The sequence below is a fragment of the Leucobacter sp. G161 genome, from assembly GCF_001482305.1.
GTDB lineage: Bacteria > Actinomycetota > Actinomycetes > Actinomycetales > Microbacteriaceae > Leucobacter.
This window is the reverse complement of sequence record NZ_LOHP01000060.1, coordinates 265244-285112: the sequence shown is the minus strand read 5'-3', so window position 1 is coordinate 285112 and position 19869 is coordinate 265244. Positions and strand designations below refer to the sequence as shown.

The window sequence follows — 19869 nt, the reverse complement described above, 5'->3', positions numbered from 1 at the left end:
CCATGGAGAAGTTCATCACGCTGGAGGCCACGGCGCTGCCGCTGCGCCGCTCAAACGTCGACACCGACCAGATCATCCCGGCAGTGTTCCTCAAGCGAGTCACCAAGACCGGCTTTGACGACGCGCTCTTCTACCACTGGCGCCAGGACGAGAACTTCGTGCTGAACCAGCCGCAGTTCAAGGGCTCCGAGATCCTCATTGCCGGCCCTGACTTCGGCACCGGCTCTTCGCGTGAGCACGCTGTCTGGGCGCTGCGCGATTATGGATTCAGGGTCGTTATCTCGGCACGCTTCGCCGACATCTTCCGTGGCAACTCCGGCAAGCAGGGCTTGCTTGCCGCGCAGGTGTCGGAGGCAGACGTCGAGCGTCTGTGGGCGGTCGTTGAGGCCGACCCCACGACCACCGTCACCGTGAACTTGGAGGACCGCACGGTCTCCGCCGGTGACCTCACAGTTTCGTTCGATATCGACGATTACACTCGGTGGCGTCTCATGGAGGGTCTCGATGACATCTCCTTGACGCTTCGTAATGAACAGGCGATCACCGACTTTGAGGCACGTCGTCCAGGCTGGATGCCGCAGACGCTGCCCGTGAAGACCGCCTAGGGAGGCCCGTACGTGAGTAACGCAGAACAGCCCGATAACCCGGAGCACTCGGAGAAGGACGCCGTGTCGCACGACAACGCGAATCAGGGTGCCAAGGTTGGCCTGAGCTCGGACGAGATCATCATCAAGGGCGGCAAACCGCTTGAGGGTCGCATCGAGGTGCGCGGGGCGAAAAACCTCGTGACCAAGGCGATGGTGGCGACGCTGCTCGGCAAGACCCCGAGCGTGCTGCGCAACGTCCCGAACATCTCGGACGTTCGCGTCGTCGCAGGGCTCCTCGCACTGCACGGCGTGCTCATCACCAAGGGTGAGGACGCGGACGAGTGGCATTTCGATCCGTCGAACGTTGAGGTCGCGCACAAGGCTGACATCGACGCGCACGCCGGTTCGTCGCGTATCCCGATCCTGTTCTGCGGTCCGCTGCTGCACCGGCTGGGTGAGGCATTCATCCCCGACTTGGGTGGCTGCCGCATCGGCGACCGTCCGATCGACTTCCACCTCGACGCGCTGCGCGAGTTCGGTGCGGTCGTCGAGAAGCTGCCGAGCGGCATCAGCCTGACCGCGCCCAACGGATTGAAGGGCGCGAACATCGAGCTGCCCTACCCGTCGGTTGGCGCCACCGAGCAGGTGCTGCTGACGGCTGTGCTCGCAGAGGGCCAGACTGAACTGCGCAACGCGGCTATCGAGCCAGAGATCATCGACCTGATCTGCATTCTGCAGAAGATGGGCGCGATCATTTCGATGGAGCCGAACCGCGTCATCTTCATTGAGGGCGTCGAGGAGCTCCGTGGGTACGACCACAAGGCCATTTTCGACCGCAACGAGGCCGCAAGCTGGGCCGCTGCTGCGCTCGCGAGCAAGGGCGATGTGTTTGTTGGCGGCGTGAAGCAGGAAGAGATGATGACCTTCCTGAACGCTTTCCGCAAGGTCGGTGGCGACTTCGACGTGCAGGACGACGGTATTCGGTTCTGGCATCCGGGCGGGGACCTGAAGCCCGTGACCATCGAGACCGACGTGCACCCTGGCTTCATGACTGACTGGCAGCAGCCGCTGATCGTGGCGCTGACCCAGGCCGTCGGGAAGTCGACGATCCACGAGACTGTCTACGAGGATCGTTTTGGCTTCACCGATGCCCTGAACAAGATGGGCGCGAGCATTGAGGTGCACCCTGATGGGCTCGCCGATAAGGCACGCCGTGTGAAGCGTCGTGAGTTCGAGCAGGCGGCGGTCATCACCGGCCCGACGCCGCTGACCGCTGCCGACGTGGTCGTGCCAGACCTGCGCGGCGGCTTTAGCTACCTCATCGCCGCGTTGATCGCAGACGGTGAGTCCAAGGTGTCCAATATCGGGATCATTGCTCGCGGCTACGAGAACATCATTGAGAAGCTGCGGCTGCTCGGTGCTGATTTCGTGTTCGAAGGCTAATACCCCTCTGCGATGAATCCCGCGCCGCACGGCGCCTATGCACTTGCGTGCGCGGGATTCCGGGATAATCGAACTATGACGAAAACGGTGAAGCTGCGGAGCCATTCGGGTGCCGAGAAGCGCAAGCCCTCCATGTTTTGGCTTTTGGCTAGCTTGGTGCTGCCAGTGTGGTCGCTCATGGTGCGCTATCGCTTTACGCCCACCTCATCGCTCCCCAAGAGCGGCCCGTTCATTCTTGCGCCGAACCACTTTAGTGAGATCGATCCGATCGCGATGGGTGTCGCTGTGTGGCACCTTGGTCGCGTACCGAGGTTCCTCACGAAGGCAAGTCTCTTCAAGGTGCCGGTATTCGGTTGGATGCTGCGTAGGAGCGGGCAGATCCCGGTCGAGCGCACCGGGGCAGTGACCCGCTCAACCGGTCTCGATAACCCGCTCAGCGCCGCGAGCAAGCTCATCGAGAGCCAGGGAGGCGTCGTCGTGTACCCAGAGGGCACACTCACGCGCGATCCTGACCTCTGGCCGATGCGGGGCAAGAGCGGTGCGGTCCGCCTCGCGCTCGAGAGTGGCATCCCGCTCATTCCGGCAGCCCATTGGGGTACGCAGGAGCTCATGCCGCGGTACGGCAAGTCGATTCGCCCGTTTCCGCGGAAGACCATCGAGGTCGCGATCGGGGAACCGATGGACATGAGCGAGTTCGAAGGCAAGCACATCGACCAGAAGCTCATTAATGCAGCGACCACCAAGCTCATGAACGAGATCACGGCGCTCCTTGAGGGGCTTCGCGGGGAGAAAGCCCCCGCCGAGCGCTGGGATCCGGCGAAACATCAGCAGAACGAAACGGGGCGTTTTTGAACGCGGCACACGGCGGCGTGAAACGCGGCGCGAAGATCGCGGTTATCGGATCGGGGAGTTGGGGCACCACCTTTGCGAAGGTGCTCTGCGACGCTGGATCCGACGTGACGATCTGGGCGCGACGCTCCGAGGTCTCGGACGAGATCCAGGTCGCGAAGCGCAACAGCCAGTACCTTCCAGGAGTGACCTTCCGAAGACGCTGAAGGCAACGTCGAACCTGGCCGAGGCGCTGCGCGGCGCACGGCTCGTCTTCCTCGCGGTGCCGAGCCAATCGCTGCGGCAGAACCTGCTTGACATCGAGCCGTTCCTCGAGCCGACGAGCGTGCTCGTGAGCCTCGTCAAGGGCGTCGAGCGCACGACCACCATGCGCATGAGCGAGGTCATCCATGACACCCTCGACCTTGAGTCCGACCGCATCGCCGTCGTCTCAGGTCCGAACATTGCCCTCGAAATCGCGAAAGAGCAGCCGACGGGTGCTGTCGCTTCGTGCGCCTCGATCGAGGTAGCCCAGGAGGTCGCGAAGGCCTGCTCGGCGCCCTACTTCCGCACCTACGTGAACACCGATGTCGTTGGCACGGAACTCGGCGGCGTGCTCAAGAACCTCATCGCGCTCGCGATCGGCATCGTCGACGGGGTCGGCTACGGCGAGAACACGAAGGCGTCGATCATCACGCGCGGGCTCGCCGAAATGACCGAGTTCGCGGTCGCCCAGGGCGGCGACCCGATCACGCTGTCCGGGCTCGCTGGGCTCGGCGACCTCATCGCAACCTGCCAGTCGCCACTGTCGCGCAACAACACTGCCGGTCGTTTGATCGGCCAGGGGTACTCGCAAGAGGAAACCCGCGAGCAGATGCAACAGACCGCCGAGGGCATCACCTCGGTCGCGCCGATCCTCGAGATCGCGCAGGCGCGTGGCATCGTGATGCCCATCGTGCAGCAGGTCGGCATGGTGCTCGACGGCGAGATGGAGCCGAAGAACCTCGGCCCGCACCTCGCCACTGAAGACGGTATTCCGCGGCGTGAGCTCGTGCTCGGCCGCAACGCAACATCGGGATGGCGACGCTGGTTCGGGCGCCGGAAGGAGCGCACGCAGTGAGCGACGTTCAGCATAAGAAGCACACCATCGCCCTGCTCTTTGGCGGGCGATCGAGCGAGCACGGGATCAGCTGCGTCACCGCGGCTGGGATCCTGCGCGCGATCGACCGGGAGCGCTTCGACGTCGTACTCGTCGGAATCACCAAGCGGGGCGCGATGGTGCTCATGCACGAGGACGACCTCGCCGACTACCGCCTCGATGGCCCGTCGCTGCCCGAGGTGCGCGATAACGGCACCCGCGTGATCTGGCCTGCCTCGGTCGATACGCGCTCGCTGACGCTCATCTCGAGCGACGGCACGCTGAGCTCGCTCGGCCACGTCGACGCCGTCATGCCGACGCTCCACGGGCCCTACGGCGAGGACGGCACCGTGCAGGGCATGCTCGACCTCATCGACATGCCGTACGTCGGATCAGGCGTGCTCGGCTCATCGCTGTGCATGGACAAGCACCTCGTGAAGGTCGTGCTCGCGAGCATGGGGATCCCCGTGGCTCCGTGGCGCACGATCACTCGCGGCGAGGTGGATCGCGACCCGGCGATCGTCTCGACCCTCGACGAGGGGCTCACCTATCCGCTGTTCGTGAAGCCGGCACGCGCCGGTTCCTCGGTCGGTGTGAGCCGCGTCACCGAAGCGTCGGAAATTCCTGCTGCGCTCGAGATTGCGTTTGCCGAGGACCGCACCGTGCTTATCGAATCCGGAATCACCGGCCGCGAGGTCGAGATCGCCGTACTCGAGGGCCGCGAGGGGGAGCCGACCCGCACGAGCAGCGTGCTCGGCGAGATCGTCGTCACCGGCCGCGAATTCTACGACTTCGAAGCGAAGTACCTCGGCGCAGGCGGCGTCGAGCTCGTGCTGCCCGCGAAGGTCACCGAGGAAGAATTTGCAGCGATCCGCGACGCAGCCGTGCGCGCGTTCGAGGGCACGCAGGCACGCACCCTGTCGCGCATCGACTTCTTCCTCACCGAGAACGGCCCCGTGCTCAACGAGATCAACACGTTCCCCGGGTTCACGCCAGCCTCGATGTACCCCATGCTGTGGGACGCGTCAGGTCTCGGCTACACCGACCTCATCACCGAACTCATCGAGCTCGCGCTCGAGAAGCGGCCGTCGTACTAGCCCGAGTCACCGATCCGCACCGTGCCGCCCTGAATCTCGATTTGAGACGCGGCGCGGCCGCTGCGGATACCTCCGCTGACAGAACGAATGCGCGGTGTGACGTTACTCGCCCTCAGGCTTGGCCTCGGGCGTGACGTCGGTCTGCGGAACGTCACCAAACTGCGAGTCGTCGATGCTGTCGGTGATCGCGGTGCACTTGCGTTCCTGCGGCAGCTTCCCAACTGAACCGCTGAGCTCGGTGATGACGTTGGTGCCGCTGACGCCCTCGTCGGAGTTCACGATGACCTCGACGCCGGGGCTGCGGCCGTAAGCCTCGAACCGGAAGAGTGGGGCGCGCGAATCGTCGATGATCCAGTCGACACCGTTCACCGTGACGCAGCTATCGGTGGTGGGGCCGCTCGGCTCGATACCGCAGTACAGCAGCACGCTCGCCGGGTCTCCCCATGCTCCGGTCGATTGCGCGTTCGTGTATCGGCGATCGAGATTGTCAACCGAGGACGGTAGTCGCACGATGACATCAGCGCAGGCGGGGTTGTTTGCGTCGGCCGCTGCCTCCATCGGAACGTCCTGGGCACAGCCGGTCAGTGCCAGCGCGATTGCTCCCGCGGAGAGGACGAGGGCAGTGGTACGAACGGCACGAGCTTTCACGCCTCAAGCCTATCCGCTGCGGGGCTGGGGAGCCGGGGAGTGGGCTGAGCGTGCCGCTTCCTGCGGCCCGCGGTACCTTGGTGTGGTGATGACAGTTGGAGAACTCGGTGAGGCGGGCGTGCTCGCCCGGATCCTGGCGCAGCTCAGCCCGGCGGAAGCCGCGACCCTTGGCCCCGGTGACGACTGCGCGGTGCTCGCGCAGTCCGGTGAGTTGGTGGTGACGACCGACACAATGATCGAGGGCCCCGACTTTCGATTGGCCTGGCACGCCGGATTCGATCTCGGGTGGAAGCTTGCTGCGACAAACCTGTCTGATGTGGCCGCGATGGGCGCGAAACCGACGGCCTTGACGGTTGCGCTCGCGTGCCCGAAGGACACGCCGGTGATGCTCCTCGAAGAGATCTCGCGCGGGCTCAGCGCGGCCTGCCGGCAGCTCGCGCCCGGCTGCGGCGTTGTCGGCGGTGACCTGGGGCAGGCGCCGGTGCTGTTCGCCGCGGTGACGGCGCTTGGTGATCTCGAGGGCCGGGCTCCGGTCACCCGTTCGGGAGCGGAGCCCGGGGACACCGTCGCGTACGGTGGCCCCCTGGGGCTTGCCGGGATGGGGCTATCGCTCCTCTTTGAGCACTGCGCCGACGAGCACGGCATCGCCCACGATGCGGGCCTCGCCGAGCTGCGGGCAGCGCACGCCGCGGAGCTTGCAGCGCAATTCGCGCCGCGCGCGCCGATCCACCTCGGGGTCGCAGCAAGCACGGGTGGCGCGACCGCAATGATGGACGTCTCCGATGGGCTCGCGCTCGATGCCGCCCGGCTCGCGCGTGCCTCGGGGGTGCGGATCGAATTGCACCCGCACCTCCTCACCGCCGCGTTTGGGGTGCAGGTTGATGTCGAAGTGTCGCTGCACGCAATGCTCGAGGGCGGGGAGGATCACGGCCTGCTGGCGTGTTTCCCGCCGGGGGTGACGCTGCCGGAGGGGTTTCACGCGATTGGCACGGTCGCGCCCGCCGCTGCAGCGCCTGACACGCCAGCGGACGGAGCGTCGACCGCGAGTTCGCTGACCGTCGGCGGCGCCCCCTATACGCCGCGTGGGTGGGATCCATACAATAAGCTCACGACGCTGCGGAGCTAGCGGGCGCGCATCTGCGCGCCGCGCTCCCGGCACGCATGAGGGGGACAACTATGGCGAAGATTACGGTGATTGGGGCAGCCGAGGCGCAGGTGCCTGCGGATCAGGCTGACGTGTTCGCGTCGGCGTCGTTCCGCGATGCATCGCGGGAGACCGCGCTGCAGGGCGCGAACGCGGCGCATGCGCGGCTCGTTGAGCGGGCGAAGGCGCTGGTGGCTGAGGGGGTTGCGCTGCAGTACATTGCCGACCCGGTCTCGACCTATTCGAACTCGTGGCGTGATGAGCAGGGTGCGAACGTCGTCGAGCACCAAGCACACGCAAACGTGCGGATCGTGCTCACCGCCCTCGACCGCGTGGGTGATGTAGCGGCCGAGTTGACGGACGGCGGCGCCGACGTGCGCGTGCAGTGGGAGCTGGGGGATGCGCTGCGCAGCGAGTCGACCCGGAACCTCCGCAGCGCTGCCGTGCAGGATGCGCGCACCGCCGCCGAGGACTTCGCCGCAGCCATCGGTGCGACGACACTGACGCTGCTGTCGCTCAGTGACGGCCGTTCGAGCGGTGGCCCGTCGCCCGTTGGCGACGCACGGTTCGCGATGGCCGCAGCCGCGGCGCCCGAGGTGACGGTGGGGCAGATTGCCGTCGGCGTGCGCGTCGAGGCGACCTTCACCGCTGAGTAGCCTGCTGCGGCCCTGCGGCGATGCGGAGCGCCGTCCACAGCTCGGCTCTCGTGTCGGGGGTGTCGATGTCGCGTTGCAGCAAGCTTGCCGCGGTGCGAATGCGCGCACGGAGGGTGTGGCGGTGGATCGACAGTTCCTCCGCGGCTGGCGAAAGCTGGCCGTTGTGGCGCAGCCAGGCCTCGAGGCTGCGCTCGATCTCGTCGTCGTGTTTGCGGTCGTGCGCGCGCACAGGGGAGAGGAAACCCGCTGCCCTCCTGCGGGCATCCTGGCTCTCCCCAATGAGCTGCAGGAGGCCGGCGTGCATCGCTGGCCGGTACTCGACGATCTTCGCGCCGGCTCCCGCAGCTCGATCCTCGGAGAGCGCGTGTTCGAGGGCGCGATCCGCCTGCGCGACGAGTTCGACGAGGTCATCGAGGGATCCGCGCTCCGAGAGGCCGCCCGGGAGTCCGCGGGCGAGCTTTCTGGCTGCTGGAATGCGAGCGGGCTCGCAGATGATGAGTCTGCGGCCATCCACGATCCCGGTCGCGGCGCCGTCGCCGAGCGACTCCAGCTCAAGGCTGGGATGAATGCCTGGGAGCGCGATGACGGAGACCTGGCCGCGAGGCAGCCGCGGGAACAGTGAGCCTGCCACACTCTCCGCGAGCTCCCGGTGCCCAGCGATGAGGAGGCGGAGCGTCGCGGTCGCGAGGGCCGCCTCGGAGCGCGCCAGGCTCGTGGGCCGCGTCGAACGCGACTCTGACAGCCGGTCCATGTTCTGTGCGTGGACAGCGGCCTCAATGAGGCGCGCGGCCGCGCGGGTGATCGCAATGAACGGGGTGTCATACGGCACCCGAATGAGCGGCAGGCCGAGCTTCTCGCACGCTTCGACGAGCGTCGGCGGGATACGATCCCAGCGGATTCCGACGCCCACACCGAGGGCGGTGGTGCCAGCGGCGACGAGGCGGGCCACGTAGGCCTCGGCCGATCGGATGCTCAGCGTGCCCTTGAACTGCGCCCCGGTGGTGAGGAGCACCGTGCGGGGCGTGAGGAACGGCGTCGGGTCTGCGAGGTCCGTCGAGTGCACCCACTGCACGACGCGCGAACCGGTCTCGTTGTCGACTCCGGCCACGGCGACGAGACCGAGCTCGTAGTCGCGCAGGAGCGTATCGAGATCGATCCACGAGTGAATTGCCGGTTCGGCGAAATATTGCATCATCAATCGCCATTATGGCATCTTTGCGCCGTGGCTCCCAGCCGTATCCTTGGAGGTATCCGGCGCCGTGGTGGGGAACCACTTCGGTGCTCACACTTCAACACGTTAAGGAGACATCCATGACTCTCACCGGCGGCCCCTCACTTCCGCAGGAGCGCAAGCTCGTCACCAGCATCCCCGGCCCGAAGTCGCAGGAGATGCTCGCACGCAAGAACGCAGCGGTTGCTGCGGGCGTTGGCGTTGCACTTCCCGTCTCCATCGTTGCTGCTGGCGGCGGCGTCATGGTTGACGTTGACGGCAACTCGCTCATCGATCTCGGCTCGGGCATCGCCGTGACCGGCGTCGGCAACTCGGCTCCGGCCGTTGTCGAGGCAGTCACCGCGCAGGTCCAGCAGTTCACCCACACCTGCTTCACCGTCACCCCCTACGAGGGCTACATCGCTGTCGCGGAGAAGCTCAACGAGCTCACCCCCGGCGACTACGAGAAGCGCTCCGCACTCTTCAACTCGGGCGCCGAGGCAGTGGAGAACGCGATCAAGATCGCTCGCCACTACACCAAGCGCGACGCAGTCGTCGTCTTCGACCACGCGTACCACGGCCGCACCAACCTCACCATGGGCATGACCGCAAAGAACATGCCGTACAAGGACGGCTTCGGCCCGTTCGCTCCCGAGGTCTACCGCGTTCCCACCTCGTACCCGTACCGTGACGGTCTCTCGGGTGTCGACGCAGCAGAGGTCGCGCTCACGCAGATCGAGAAGCAGGTTGGCTCGAAGAACGTCGCTGCGATCATCATCGAGCCCATCCAGGGCGAGGGCGGCTTCATTGCTCCCGCAGCAGGCTTCCTCCCCGCAATCCAGGAGTGGGCAACCGCGAACGGCGTCGTCTTCATCCTCGACGAGGTGCAGACCGGCTTCGCACGTACCGGTGATCGCTTCGCAGCGAACCACGAGGGTGTCGTCCCCGACCTCATCACCACCGCGAAGGGCATCGCAGGCGGCCTCCCGCTGTCGGCAGTGACCGGCCGCGCCGAGATCATGGACTCCGCTCACGCAGGCGGCCTCGGCGGCACCTACACCGGTAGCCCGATCTCGTGTGCAGCAGCACTCGCAACGATGGACACCTACGAGAAGGAAAACCTCGCTGCACGCGCGAACGAGATCGGTGCGATCATCACCGAGTTCTTCGCCGAGCTGCAGAAGACCGACGACCGCATCGGCGACATCCGTGGCCGCGGCGCAATGATGGCAGTCGAGTTCGTCGAGTCGGGTTCGAAGAACCCGGCCGCAGCGCTCACCGGCGCGATCTCGAAGCACGCAGCCAACGAGGGAGTCATCCTCCTCACCTGCGGCACCTACGGCAACGTGGTTCGCTTCCTCCCGCCGCTGTCGATCTCCGATGAGCTGCTCCGCGAAGCGCTGCAGATCATCGCAGACGCGCTGGCAGCCAACTAAGCTCCTCACAAGTACTCAGGCTGAAAGGACACCGCTTCATGGCTCTCAAGCCCAACGAACAGGAACTCCTCGACCGCGTCCCCTCGGGGCTCGCGATCGGTGGCAAGTGGGAAGAATCCACCTCCGGTGCAACGTTTGACGTCGTCGACCCCGCAACCGGTGAGGTCATCAAGACCATCGCCGATGCGACCGTCGAAGACGCAGTACGTGCGCTCGACTCCGCAGTCGCAGCGCAGGACGACTGGGCAGCGACGTCGACGCGCGAGCGCTCGAACATTCTCCGCCGCGCATTCGACATGCTCATGGAGCGCAAGGAAGAGTTTGCGCTGCTCATGGCAATGGAGATGGGCAAGCCCATCGCTGAAGCACGCGGCGAGGTGAACTACGGCGGCGAGTTCCTCCGGTGGTTCTCGGAAGAAGCCGTGCGCGTGCGCGGCGACTACCGCCCGAACCCCGAGGGCACCGGCAACATGGTGGTTTCGCACATCCCCGTGGGGCCGTGCTACTTCATCACGCCGTGGAACTTCCCGCTGGCGATGGCGACCCGCAAGATCGCTCCGGCGCTTGCGGCTGGTTGCACCGTCGTCATCAAGCCCGCAGCGCTGACCCCGCTCACGACCATGTTCTTCGCGCAGCTGCTCGAAGAGGCCGGCGTTCCCGCTGGCGTCGTGAACGTGGTGCAGACGTCAAAGTCGAGCGCGCAGTCCAGCGCACTCCTCTCTGATACCCGCCTGCGTAAGCTCTCGTTCACCGGGTCTACCCCGGTTGGCGTGACGCTGCTCCAGGCTGCTGCGCAGAACGTGCTCCGCACCTCGATGGAGCTCGGTGGCAACGCCCCGTTCGTCGTCTTCGAGGACGCTGACCTCGATAAGGCCGTTGAAGGCGTGCTGCTCGCGAAGTTCCGCAACATTGGCCAGGCGTGCACCGCTGCGAACCGCATCATCGTGCACGAGTCGGTCGCTGACGAGTTCGCTCGTCGCGTCGGCGAGAAGGTCGCTGCGATGAGCATCGGCCGTGGCGCCGATGAGGGCAACGACATCGGCGCGCTCGTCGAGGAGAAGGCCGTCGCGAACACGGCTCGCCTCGTCGCCGACGCAGTCGAGACCGGCGCAACCATCGTTACCGGTGGCGAAGCAATCGACGGGCCCGGAAACTTCTTCCAGCCGACCGTCATCGACAAGCTCAGCCCGCAGTCGGCGATCATGCGCGAGGAGATCTTCGGACCGGTTCTCGGCATCATCCGCTTCTCGACTGAGGCAGAAGCTGTTGAGATCGCGAACAACACCGAGTACGGCCTTGTCAGCTATGTCTTCACCGAGGACATCGCTCGCGGCCACCGGATGATCGAGAAGCTCGAAACCGGCATGATGGGCCTGAACACCGGCCTCGTCTCGAACGCTGCAGCTCCGTTCGGCGGACTGAAGCAGTCGGGCATCGGCCGCGAGGGTGGCTTCGAGGGAATCCACGAGTTCCTCTCGACGAAGTACACGCTCATCCCGCGCTAACCCGCACTGAGCCCGAAACGGCGGGGTGCCGGAGACTTTTCTCCCGCACCCCGCCGTTGCTGTTTCCTGGCACGCCCGTGTCTGCGCGCCGAGCCCCCACATCCTCCCTGCCCCGATTAATCCATTCCGACCCGGGCATGGCCCGAACAAGGTTCGCATGAGAAAACTGGGGTCGGAGAGGACGGGTGCGCCGTGAAGTGAGCGCCTGCCGCGGGCGCAACGCACGCGGCCCGGGCACACTTGTCCTCATGGCAAGGGTGCGGAGCACCCGCGGCAGCCCGGCTGCCCATTCCATTCTTGCCCGTTTAATCCTCGCAGTGCCGAATCCGGCCCCCGGAATGGTGCACTAGAAAAAACGGGTCAGTGAGGAATGCAGCAGGCCAGCAGGCCAGCAGCAACGCGGCTACGCCGGCTCAGACCACCACAGTACGGTCTCGCCGTATGCGCGATTGCGGATCGGCGCCAGCCCTCCTGGGAGCGTCGGCTCGGGGGAGCGGCTACTGCGCTCGACGAGCACGAGAGCCTCTGGGGCGAGCAGCGGGACGAGCGCAGTCAGGTTGGCGGTGAGGGACTCGTCGTCGAGGTCGTAGGGCGGATCCAACAGTGCGACGTCCCATCGCGCAGCCGCGTCGCCGCGCTCTAGCTCGCGGTCGAGGAACGTCTGCACCGAGTGCTTCTCAACCGCGACCGCTGGGGCAGCTCCGGTGGGGTCTGAGCCGCGGCCGCCGCGCGCACCACCCTGCCACGCCTGCAACACCGTCCGAGCGTTCCGCTGGGCCACGCCCGCCGCCTGCGGGTGTTTTTCGACGAGCGTCACCGAGGCAGCGCCCCGGCTTGCGGCCTCGAGCCCGAGTGCCCCCGAACCGGCGTAGAGGTCCAGCACTCGCGCGCCGTCAATTGCGCCCCACGATTCGAGCGCCGAAAAGATCGCTTCGCGAACGCGGTCGCTCGTCGGGCGTGTGCCCGCTTTAGGAACCTCGAGTCTGAGTGAGCCAGCACGGCCCGCAATAATCCGCGTCACGCGCTACGCCGAAATGAAGCGGTCGCGGAGCACCTCGAGGCGGCGCTCGTCGAGCCCGAGTCCGGTGACGAAGTAGTTCTCAACTGTGCTGTACTGAGCCCGCATCTCGTCGTAGGCCGCCTCCAACATCTCTGGCTGCACGGTGAGTACCGGGCGCAGCATGTCAGGATCGATGCCGTTCGCCTCCGCCTTCGCGAGCATCGGCTCAACCATCGGCATGATGTCTATGTTGGTGAGGAGGTAGTCCTCCATGATTGTGTCCTCGTCGGCGCCGAGCAGCAACAAGAACGCCGCTGCGGCCCAGCCGGTGCGATCCTTCCCTGCGGAGCAGTGGAAGAGCGTCGGGGCGTATTCGCCATCCTCGGTGAGGGCAGAGAAGAAGCCGTGGTAGGCGGTGTGTGCCGAGTCTGCCTGCACGAAGTGGCGGTACGAACCCTGCAGGAGTGCGAGGCCGCGGCCTTCACCCAAGACTTCGGTGATTCCCGCAGCCGCCTGTGCTGCTGCCTCCGGCGACAGTTCGCGGCTGCCACGGTCGCCCGGCATGCCGATGTGGGCGAGGCTCGCGGCGATACTGTTCGGCTGGTCGCCGAGCACATCAAACACGACGCCCTCGACGTGGTCGGGGAGCACATCGGGTGCACTCTTGCGCTCACCGGCGGTTCGGAAATCGGCGACGCGGCGTATACCGAGGTCCACGAGGGTTGCGCTGTCCTCGTCGGAGAGCGCGCCGAGCGTCGCGGAACGGAAGATCATGCCTGGGGCGACGGTGCCCCCGGCGACGGGGAGCCCGCCGAGCGAGCGAAGGTTCGGGACGGTGTCAAGGTGCACGCGGCGGCTGTTGAGTTCGGTCACCTTCCCAGACTACCGTCGCTTTCCCAGAAAACTAGGGTGAGCGCGCTAGCCTGGGAACATGGCGAACGTAACCCTCGACTCCCTGCTCACCGGGGTCATCGGCGGGCGGAGCGCGAAGCCGCTCGAGAAGGCGTTCGGGATCACGACTGTCGAAGAGATGCTCTGGCATCTGCCGCGGCGCTACTCTCGCCGCGGCGAGCTCACCCCGTTGCGGGGTCTCCCCGTCGGTGAGCAGGTGACGGTCGTCGCGCAGGTGCTCCGTGCGACCTCCCGGCAAATGCAGCGGCGGCGTGGCTCGATCGTTGAGGCGCAGATCACTGACGGTGTGGGAACGCTCACGCTCACGTTCTTCAACCAGCCTTACCGGCTGAAAGAGCTGAGCAAGGACAGGCAGGGGATCTTCGCGGGCAAGGTCTCCGAGTATCGCGGGGCCTATCAACTGCAGAATCCCGACTACGAGTTTTTCGACTCCGATGATGAGGTGCCGGGGGCCGCGCAGCTCGAGGAGGCGGCTGCGAAGGCGTGGGCTGAGAAGCCGGTGCCGATCTACCCGGCAACGGCGCAGATGCCGAGCTGGACGATCGCGCGCGCGGCCGAGATGGCGCTTGACGCGCTCACGGAGGTGCCGGATCCGCTTCCCGGGGAGCTGCTGCGGGCCGAAGGGCTGCTCTCGCTCGGGGCGGCGTTCGAAGGCGTGCACCGGCCGCGCCGCGACAGTGACTGGCGGGACGCGCAGCACAGCCTGAAGTTTCGCGAGGCATTCGATCTGCAGCTGGCGCTCCTGCACCGGCGACGGCAGCAATCCGCCGAGCCGAGCACCCCGCGCCCGCCGGGGGCGCTGCTCGAACGCTTCGACTCCTCACTGCCGTTCGAGCTGACCGGGGATCAGCGGCAGGTCGGTGCGGTGATCGCCGAGGAGCTCGCCCTCCCGCACCCGATGCATCGACTGCTGCAGGGCGAGGTCGGCTCAGGTAAGACGCTCGTGGCGCTCAGGGCGATGTTGCAGGTCGCCGAGTCCGGCGGCCAGAGCGCACTGCTGGCGCCAACCGAGGTGCTCGCTTCGCAGCACTTCCGCTCGGTTGTCGAAGCGCTCGGCCCTGACCTCGCGGCAACACTCAACCCGGTACTCATCACGGGCCGTATGCCGACTGCCGAACGGCGGCGTGCGCTGTTGTCGCTCGCGTCGGGCAACTCGCGCATCGCGGTCGGTACGCACGCGCTCATGAGTGAGGGCGTCACCTTCTACGATCTGGGGCTCACGGTCATCGACGAGCAGCACCGCTTTGGGGTGGATCAGCGCGAGGCGCTCCGCCAGAAAGGCGCGCAGCCGCACGTACTGGCAATGACCGCGACCCCAATCCCGCGCACGGTCGCGCTCACGGCGTTCGGTGATCTGGAGACGCTCACGATCCGTGAGCTGCCGCCCGGCAGGCTCGGCATCGAAACGTTTGTTGTGCCGGAGCTTGAGATGCCGCGCCGCGCCGCGCGCGTGTGGGAGCGCGCCGCGGAGGATGTCGCCGCTGGCCGACAGGTCTACGTGGTGTGCCCTGCGATCTCCGGTGGGGCAGCGCCGAACGTCGAGGAGGGGGAGGACGCCCCGGTCGAGGGGCCGGAGACGAAGCGGCCGCTCGCGAACGTGACGGACTCGGTCGCGCAGATTCGTGCGATGCCCCAGTTCGCGGGCTTCCGCGTGGAAGCATTGAGCGGTGACATGCCCGGCCCCGAGAAGGACCGCATCATGAGCGAGTTCGCGGCGGGAGCGATCCACGTGCTCGTTGCGACGACCGTCATCGAGGTCGGCGTGAACGTGCCCAACGCGTCGATGATGATCGTGCGAGACGCCGACCGCTTCGGGGTGTCGCAGCTGCACCAGCTTCGCGGCCGTGTCGGGCGCGGATCGCACCCGGGGCTCTGCCTGCTCATGAGCGTGGCCGAGCAGGGGACGACCGCGCGAGAGCGGATCGAAGCGGTTGCCGCAACGAGCGACGGCTTCGTACTCGCCGAGATCGACCTCGAGTTACGCCGCGAGGGCGACATCCTCGGTACCGCTCAGTCCGGCGGCCGATCCACACTGAAGCTCCTCCGGGTGACGCACGACGGCGAGCTCATCGCACACGCACGAGAACTCGCTGACGCGCTCCTCGACGAGGATCCGCAACTCGCAGGGCATCCGGGTCTCGCCGCGATCATCGCGCGCGAAGAGGCTCACCTGGAGAACCTGGCGAAGTCCTAGTCTGAGTCCATGGGGGCCGAGCATCGCTCCTGAGTAGGGTCGCGCAACGGTACCCAGGTACCACGCTAGAGATACTCAAGTGGGATACGGAAACGCACTCTGCTTTCTAAGCTGAAGGCACATGCTCAACCTCTCTCGAAAAGGAGACACCATGATCGAGGCTCGCGGGCTCACCAAGCACTACGGTGCGAAGAAAGCCGTTGATAATGTCAGCTTCACCATCAAGCCTGGCCAGGTCACCGGCTTCCTCGGGCCCAACGGTGCCGGAAAATCGACGAGCATGCGCCTCATGGTGGGCCTCGACAAGCCGACCGCCGGCACGGTGACGGTGAACGGTGAACGCTACTCGGGCCTGCGCGCCCCGCTCGCCGAGATCGGCGTGCTGCTCGATGCGAAGGGGGTCCACCCCGGCCGCAGCGCACGCAGTCACCTTCGCGCGCTTGCCGCGACGCACAGCATTTCTGACCAGCGCGTGAACGAGGTGATCGAGCTCACCGGGCTCGAATCTGTCGCGAACAAGCGCGTTGGCGGCTTCTCGCTCGGCATGGGCCAGCGCCTCGGCATCGCCGCAGCACTGCTCGGCGACCCGAAGGTGCTCATCCTCGACGAACCGGTGAACGGGCTCGACCCCGACGGTGTCCTCTGGGTGCGTAACCTGCTGCGTCACCTCGCGAGCGAGGGCCGCACGGTGCTGCTGTCGAGTCACCTCATGAGTGAGATGGCGCAGACCGCAGACCACGTGATCGTGCTTGGTCGCGGCCGCGTCGTCGCTGACGCACCGATCTCAGACTTCGTCGGCAACGGCACCGCACGCGTGACCGTGCGCAGCCCGCAGGCCGCCGAGCTCGCCTCGTTCGTCATGAACGCACGGTCCGAGGCTGAACTGCTGCCGCTCGACCGCGGCGATGGCGCCGGCTTCTCTGCTGCCGGGCTCACCGCTGCCGAGATCGGCGAGATCGCGGCGGCGAACGCCATCGTGCTCCATGAGCTCACCCCCGTCACCGGGAGCCTCGAGGACGCCTACATTCAGCTCACTCGCGACGAACTTGAGTACGCGGCCGGCTGAGCCGGGCACGTGACCACACACACTTTCGACGGACTGGACACACCATGACTTCTGCAACGTACACACCACCGGCCACGCGCCAGACCTTCGCGGGTTCGGGCAGCTCCCCGAAGCTGAGCTTTGGCGGCATCATCAAATCCGAACGGATCAAACTCACCTCGCTCCGCTCCATCAGGATCACGCTCCTCGTCACCCTGCTGGCGAGCGTCGGGCTCAGCCTGCTGAGCGCCTGGGCGATGAAGACGACGTTCTCATACGACGGGATGGATCCCGCCGCGCTGCCCGCCGAGGGGCTGCAGAGCTACCTGCTCACGGTATCCACCCTCGCCTCGCCCTTCCTCGCCCTGATCTTCGGTGTCCTCGGCGTCTTCGTCATCTCGAGTGAGTATTCGAGTGGGATGATCCTCTCGAGTCTCGCCGCAGTTCCTCGCCGCACCCCGATGTACTTCGGGAAGGCGATCGTGCTCGCCGTGATTGCTGCGCTAACCGCGCTCGTGCTCGTCGTGCTCGGACTCGTTATCGGCTTGCTCTTCATCCCGGCAGCCGGGGCAGAACTCTTCTCCTACCCGGTACTCACCGGCGCGCTCGGTGCAGTGGTGTACCTCGTCTGCGTCGCGCTGCTCGGCTTCGGCTTCGCCGCGGCCCTCCGCTCGACAGCCGGTGGAATCGCGCTCGTCGCCGGTATCGTCTTCGTGCTCCCCATCGGTCTGCAATTCCTCATGATGACCGGCTGGGAGTGGGTGCCGACCGTCGGCAGCTTCCTGCCGATGTCACTCGGGAGCACGCTTGCATTGGGCGACATCTCGACGAACACTGACCCGACCTATGGGATCGGGATGCTCGCGATCGCGCTGTGGGCTGCGATTCCGATGGCACTCGGACTGCTTGTGCTGAAGTCGCGCGACGCAAAGTAGCCGCTCCGCAGGCGCCCATCGGGGGAGCGCCAGTAGGGTGAGAACGTGAAAGGGGGAACGCTGATGCATGAGACCGCGAGAGTCGACTCTGAGGCGTTCCTCCCCAGACCCCCAGGCGCGCTCCGCCGCTGGGTCGCTGCTCATCCGCGTGCGATCGATATCGCGATCCTCGTCTGCTACCTCATCGGGGCGGTGCCGCTCGCACTGCTCGACATCTTCACGCTGTACTTTGACCGCGTTGGTCCGAACATCGCCGCTGGCGCGGTCTACTCGCTCGTGGTGGCCCTGCGGATCGCGGCCGGCACGGTCGCTCTGCTCTTTCGGCGCAGGGCCCCGCTGCTCGGATTCATCATTGTCATGCTTTCGCTGGTGGGCGACGGCGGACCGTTGATCATCGCGAACGCGGTCGCAAGCTGGTTCCTGCTCTACGCAGTCCCCGTGTATCGCGATGTTCGAACCGGATGGATCGCCTACTCGATCGCGGTCGCCGGAAACATCGTCAGCGTGTACACCCCAACCCTCTCGCCAGCGTTTCGCAGTGAAGTGCAGGGATCCGGCCCGATCGGTATCGTCATTCTCGACTCGATCTGGATGCTCGCGGTGCTGCTCATCGGTATTAACCTCGGCAACCGCAGGCGCTACCTCCAAGCGATTATTGATCGCGCGCACCAGCTCGCACGCGAGCGTGACCAGCTCGCGCAGCTCGCCGTCGCCGAGGAGCGATCCCGCATCGCCCGCGAGATTCACGACATCGTCGCGCACTCCGTGTCCGTCATGATTGCGCTCTCTGAGGGCGGGGCACGCGCCGTCGAAACCGCGCCGGAGGCCGCAGCGAACGCGATGCAGCGCAGCGCCGAGACCGGGCGCACCGCGCTCACCGAGATGCGCCGACTGCTCGGGGCCCTCCAAATGAGCGAGGCAGCTGACATGGCGCCGCAGCCGGGGATCTCGGACATCCCCGGCCTCGTGCGCGGCTTCGAAGAGGCGGGCCTCAACGTCACCCTGAGCGACGGCGGGCTGCGGCTCGACGACCGACTCCAGGGCCTCGCGATCTTCCGCGTCGTCCAGGAGGGACTCACGAACGTGCTCCGGTACGCCGGAGTGGGCGCGCGGGCCGAGGTCACGCTCACGGAAAACGCGGCAGGATCGGAGATCACGGTGCGCGACTACGGCAGGCCACCGAACACCCTCGGGCCAACGACCGGTGTCGGCTCCGGCCGGGGCCTTGCAGGCCTCGCTGAGCGCGTGCGCGTGTTCGGTGGCACCATTGAATCCGGGCCCGCACCGAGCGGGCCCGGCTGGCAACTTCGCGTGCTGTTTCCCCGCGGGGCAGCAGGCGCGGCATCTGCACTACCGAACGAAGAAGGATGATTGTGAGCGATCCGCACCGCATCAGCATTATGCTCGTCGACGACCAAGAGCTCATCCGCACGGGCTTTCGGCTCGTGCTGCTGTCAGAGACCGACATGGAGGTCGTTGCCGAGGCAGGCGATGGCGGAGAAGCGCTCGCCGAACTCGCGCGGCTCTCCGGTGCGGGCACGGGCTGCGATGTCGTGCTCATGGACGTCCGCATGCCCGGTATGAACGGCATCGACGCCACGAAGCGGATCGTGGCAGAGTTTCCGAACACCCGAGTCCTCGTGCTCACAACCTTCGATCTCGATGAGTACGCGATCGGCGCGATCCAGGCAGGCGCGAGTGGGTTCCTCCTGAAAGACGCACGGCCCACCGAGCTCGTGGATGCGATTCGCCGTGTCGCGAGCGGAGACGCCGCAATGGCGCCCGCGGTGACCGCGCGCATGATCGAACGGATGCGTGAGCCAGGCGCTGGCACGCAGGCAACGATGTTCGCCGCACCTGCTGGTGCTGCCGACGCGCCGGTGGCCGCCGAGCTCAAGGAACTCACCGAACGAGAGCTCGACGTGCTCAGGCTCATCGCCGACGGCAAAAACAACAGCGAGATCAGTGCAACGCTCTTCCTGTCTGAGTCAACGGTGAAGACGCACGTGGGCCGCGTGCTTGCAAAACTCCAGCTGCGCGACCGGGTACACGCCGTAATCTTTGCAAAGCAGCACGGTCTTTAGATTTCTT

At 66.2% G+C, this 19869-nt stretch carries 17 protein-coding genes and 1 pseudogene; 14 read left to right on the top strand and 4 right to left on the bottom strand.

Translation table 11 applies throughout. The features are described from left to right. The first annotated feature begins 2 nt into the window (after nucleotides 1–2). The 5 genes and pseudogenes from leuD to AUL38_RS08775 all read left to right on the top strand — a co-directional run bounded on the left by leuD (nucleotide 3) and on the right by AUL38_RS08775 (nucleotide 5093). Complete coding sequence (gene leuD, locus AUL38_RS08795) at nucleotides 3–605, top strand: 3-isopropylmalate dehydratase small subunit (RefSeq protein WP_059061154.1); 603 nt, start codon at nucleotides 3–5, stop codon at nucleotides 603–605. A gap of 63 nt (nucleotides 606–668) precedes the next feature. Continuing rightward, on the top strand, nucleotides 669–2030 hold the full coding sequence (murA, locus tag AUL38_RS08790) for a UDP-N-acetylglucosamine 1-carboxyvinyltransferase (RefSeq protein WP_059061270.1): 1362 nt from the start codon (nucleotides 669–671) through the stop codon (nucleotides 2028–2030). Nucleotides 2031–2105: 75 nt separating this feature from the next. Further along, nucleotides 2106–2882, top strand: coding sequence for a 1-acyl-sn-glycerol-3-phosphate acyltransferase (locus tag AUL38_RS08785; protein ID WP_059061153.1), 777 nt, complete (start codon nucleotides 2106–2108; stop codon nucleotides 2880–2882). Further along, nucleotides 2879–3978 (top strand): annotated as a pseudogene (locus AUL38_RS08780) (NAD(P)H-dependent glycerol-3-phosphate dehydrogenase). Before AUL38_RS08785 ends, AUL38_RS08780 begins: the two are co-directional and overlap by 4 nt. Beyond that, nucleotides 3936–5093 (top strand): D-alanine--D-alanine ligase family protein, encoded by a 1158-nt coding sequence (locus tag AUL38_RS08775; protein WP_059061152.1) that lies wholly within the window; start codon nucleotides 3936–3938, stop codon nucleotides 5091–5093. The pseudogene AUL38_RS08780 and the gene AUL38_RS08775 overlap by 43 nt, the downstream one beginning before the upstream one ends. Nucleotides 5094–5195: 102 nt before the next feature. Here the strand turns inward: AUL38_RS08775 and AUL38_RS08770 are convergent, their stop codons facing one another. Then, the gene (locus tag AUL38_RS08770; protein WP_235590666.1) at nucleotides 5196–5741 is read right to left on the bottom strand and encodes a DUF3515 family protein; all 546 of its coding nucleotides are present in this window, start codon (nucleotides 5739–5741) and stop codon (nucleotides 5196–5198) included. Between the two features lie 88 nt (nucleotides 5742–5829). Here AUL38_RS08770 and thiL point away from each other — a divergent pair, with 88 nt between their 5' ends. Together thiL and AUL38_RS08760 are read left to right on the top strand one after the other, a co-directional pair. Beyond that, on the top strand, nucleotides 5830–6867 hold the full coding sequence (thiL, locus tag AUL38_RS08765; RefSeq protein WP_059061151.1) for a thiamine-phosphate kinase: 1038 nt from the start codon (nucleotides 5830–5832) through the stop codon (nucleotides 6865–6867). Nucleotides 6868–6917: 50 nt separating this feature from the next. Next, complete coding sequence (locus tag AUL38_RS08760) at nucleotides 6918–7541, top strand: SIMPL domain-containing protein (protein WP_059061148.1); 624 nt, start codon at nucleotides 6918–6920, stop codon at nucleotides 7539–7541. On the opposite strand, the gene AUL38_RS08755 is transcribed toward AUL38_RS08760, so the two are convergent. Next, the gene (locus tag AUL38_RS08755) at nucleotides 7528–8736 is read right to left on the bottom strand and encodes a PucR family transcriptional regulator (protein WP_059061147.1); all 1209 of its coding nucleotides are present in this window, start codon (nucleotides 8734–8736) and stop codon (nucleotides 7528–7530) included. The genes AUL38_RS08760 and AUL38_RS08755 overlap by 14 nt on opposite strands. A gap of 116 nt (nucleotides 8737–8852) precedes the next feature. Here AUL38_RS08755 and gabT point away from each other — a divergent pair, with 116 nt between their 5' ends. Both gabT and AUL38_RS08745 read left to right on the top strand, forming a co-directional pair. Continuing rightward, complete coding sequence (gene gabT, locus AUL38_RS08750; protein WP_059061146.1) at nucleotides 8853–10187, top strand: 4-aminobutyrate--2-oxoglutarate transaminase; 1335 nt, start codon at nucleotides 8853–8855, stop codon at nucleotides 10185–10187. Nucleotides 10188–10225: 38 nt separating this feature from the next. After that, nucleotides 10226–11692, top strand: coding sequence for an NAD-dependent succinate-semialdehyde dehydrogenase (locus AUL38_RS08745; protein WP_059061145.1), 1467 nt, complete (start codon nucleotides 10226–10228; stop codon nucleotides 11690–11692). Between the two features lie 403 nt (nucleotides 11693–12095). On the opposite strand, the gene AUL38_RS08740 is transcribed toward AUL38_RS08745, so the two are convergent. After that, on the bottom strand, nucleotides 12096–12713 hold the full coding sequence (locus AUL38_RS08740; protein ID WP_059061144.1) for an RsmD family RNA methyltransferase: 618 nt from the start codon (nucleotides 12711–12713) through the stop codon (nucleotides 12096–12098). A gap of 3 nt (nucleotides 12714–12716) precedes the next feature. Continuing rightward, nucleotides 12717–13565, bottom strand: a complete 849-nt coding sequence (locus AUL38_RS08735) for a tyrosine-protein phosphatase (RefSeq protein ID WP_059061142.1) — start codon at nucleotides 13563–13565, stop codon at nucleotides 12717–12719. Between the two features lie 58 nt (nucleotides 13566–13623). Between AUL38_RS08735 and AUL38_RS08730 the strand changes: the two genes are divergently transcribed. From AUL38_RS08730 to AUL38_RS08710, 5 genes are all read left to right on the top strand, one after another. Then, complete coding sequence (locus AUL38_RS08730) at nucleotides 13624–15798, top strand: ATP-dependent DNA helicase RecG (protein ID WP_059061140.1); 2175 nt, start codon at nucleotides 13624–13626, stop codon at nucleotides 15796–15798. A 151-nt stretch (nucleotides 15799–15949) separates the two neighbouring features. After that, nucleotides 15950–16864, top strand: coding sequence for an ABC transporter ATP-binding protein (locus tag AUL38_RS08725; protein ID WP_059061138.1), 915 nt, complete (start codon nucleotides 15950–15952; stop codon nucleotides 16862–16864). Between the two features lie 44 nt (nucleotides 16865–16908). After that, complete coding sequence (locus tag AUL38_RS08720) at nucleotides 16909–17778, top strand: ABC transporter permease (protein ID WP_059061136.1); 870 nt, start codon at nucleotides 16909–16911, stop codon at nucleotides 17776–17778. A 63-nt stretch (nucleotides 17779–17841) separates the two neighbouring features. Then, nucleotides 17842–19149: a sensor histidine kinase gene (locus tag AUL38_RS08715; protein WP_059061134.1), complete on the top strand. Its 1308-nt coding sequence runs from the start codon at nucleotides 17842–17844 to the stop codon at nucleotides 19147–19149. Nucleotides 19150–19178: 29 nt separating this feature from the next. After that, on the top strand, nucleotides 19179–19862 hold the full coding sequence (locus AUL38_RS08710; RefSeq protein WP_369795301.1) for a response regulator: 684 nt from the start codon (nucleotides 19179–19181) through the stop codon (nucleotides 19860–19862). Nucleotides 19863–19869 lie beyond the last annotated feature (7 nt).

Excerpts from the sequence above, each read along its gene's own strand:
- AUL38_RS08710 (WP_369795301.1), top strand. The coding sequence starts at position 19,179 with ATGCTCGTCGACGACCAAGAGCTCATCCGCACGGGCTTTCGGCTCGTG.
- AUL38_RS08730 (WP_059061140.1), top strand. The coding sequence starts at position 13,624 with ATGGCGAACGTAACCCTCGACTCCCTGCTCACCGGGGTCATCGGCGGG.
- AUL38_RS08720 (WP_059061136.1), top strand. The coding sequence starts at position 16,909 with ATGACTTCTGCAACGTACACACCACCGGCCACGCGCCAGACCTTCGCG.
- gabT (WP_059061146.1), top strand. The coding sequence starts at position 8,853 with ATGACTCTCACCGGCGGCCCCTCACTTCCGCAGGAGCGCAAGCTCGTC.
- AUL38_RS08725 (WP_059061138.1), top strand. The coding sequence starts at position 15,950 with ATGATCGAGGCTCGCGGGCTCACCAAGCACTACGGTGCGAAGAAAGCC.
- thiL (WP_059061151.1), top strand. The coding sequence starts at position 5,830 with ATGACAGTTGGAGAACTCGGTGAGGCGGGCGTGCTCGCCCGGATCCTG.
- AUL38_RS08785 (WP_059061153.1), top strand. The coding sequence starts at position 2,106 with ATGACGAAAACGGTGAAGCTGCGGAGCCATTCGGGTGCCGAGAAGCGC.
- AUL38_RS08775 (WP_059061152.1), top strand. The coding sequence starts at position 3,936 with ATGGCGACGCTGGTTCGGGCGCCGGAAGGAGCGCACGCAGTGAGCGAC.
- AUL38_RS08760 (WP_059061148.1), top strand. The coding sequence starts at position 6,918 with ATGGCGAAGATTACGGTGATTGGGGCAGCCGAGGCGCAGGTGCCTGCG.
- AUL38_RS08755 (WP_059061147.1), bottom strand. The coding sequence starts at position 8,736 with ATGATGCAATATTTCGCCGAACCGGCAATTCACTCGTGGATCGATCTC.
- AUL38_RS08715 (WP_059061134.1), top strand. The coding sequence starts at position 17,842 with ATGCATGAGACCGCGAGAGTCGACTCTGAGGCGTTCCTCCCCAGACCC.
- leuD (WP_059061154.1), top strand. The coding sequence starts at position 3 with ATGGAGAAGTTCATCACGCTGGAGGCCACGGCGCTGCCGCTGCGCCGC.
- AUL38_RS08745 (WP_059061145.1), top strand. The coding sequence starts at position 10,226 with ATGGCTCTCAAGCCCAACGAACAGGAACTCCTCGACCGCGTCCCCTCG.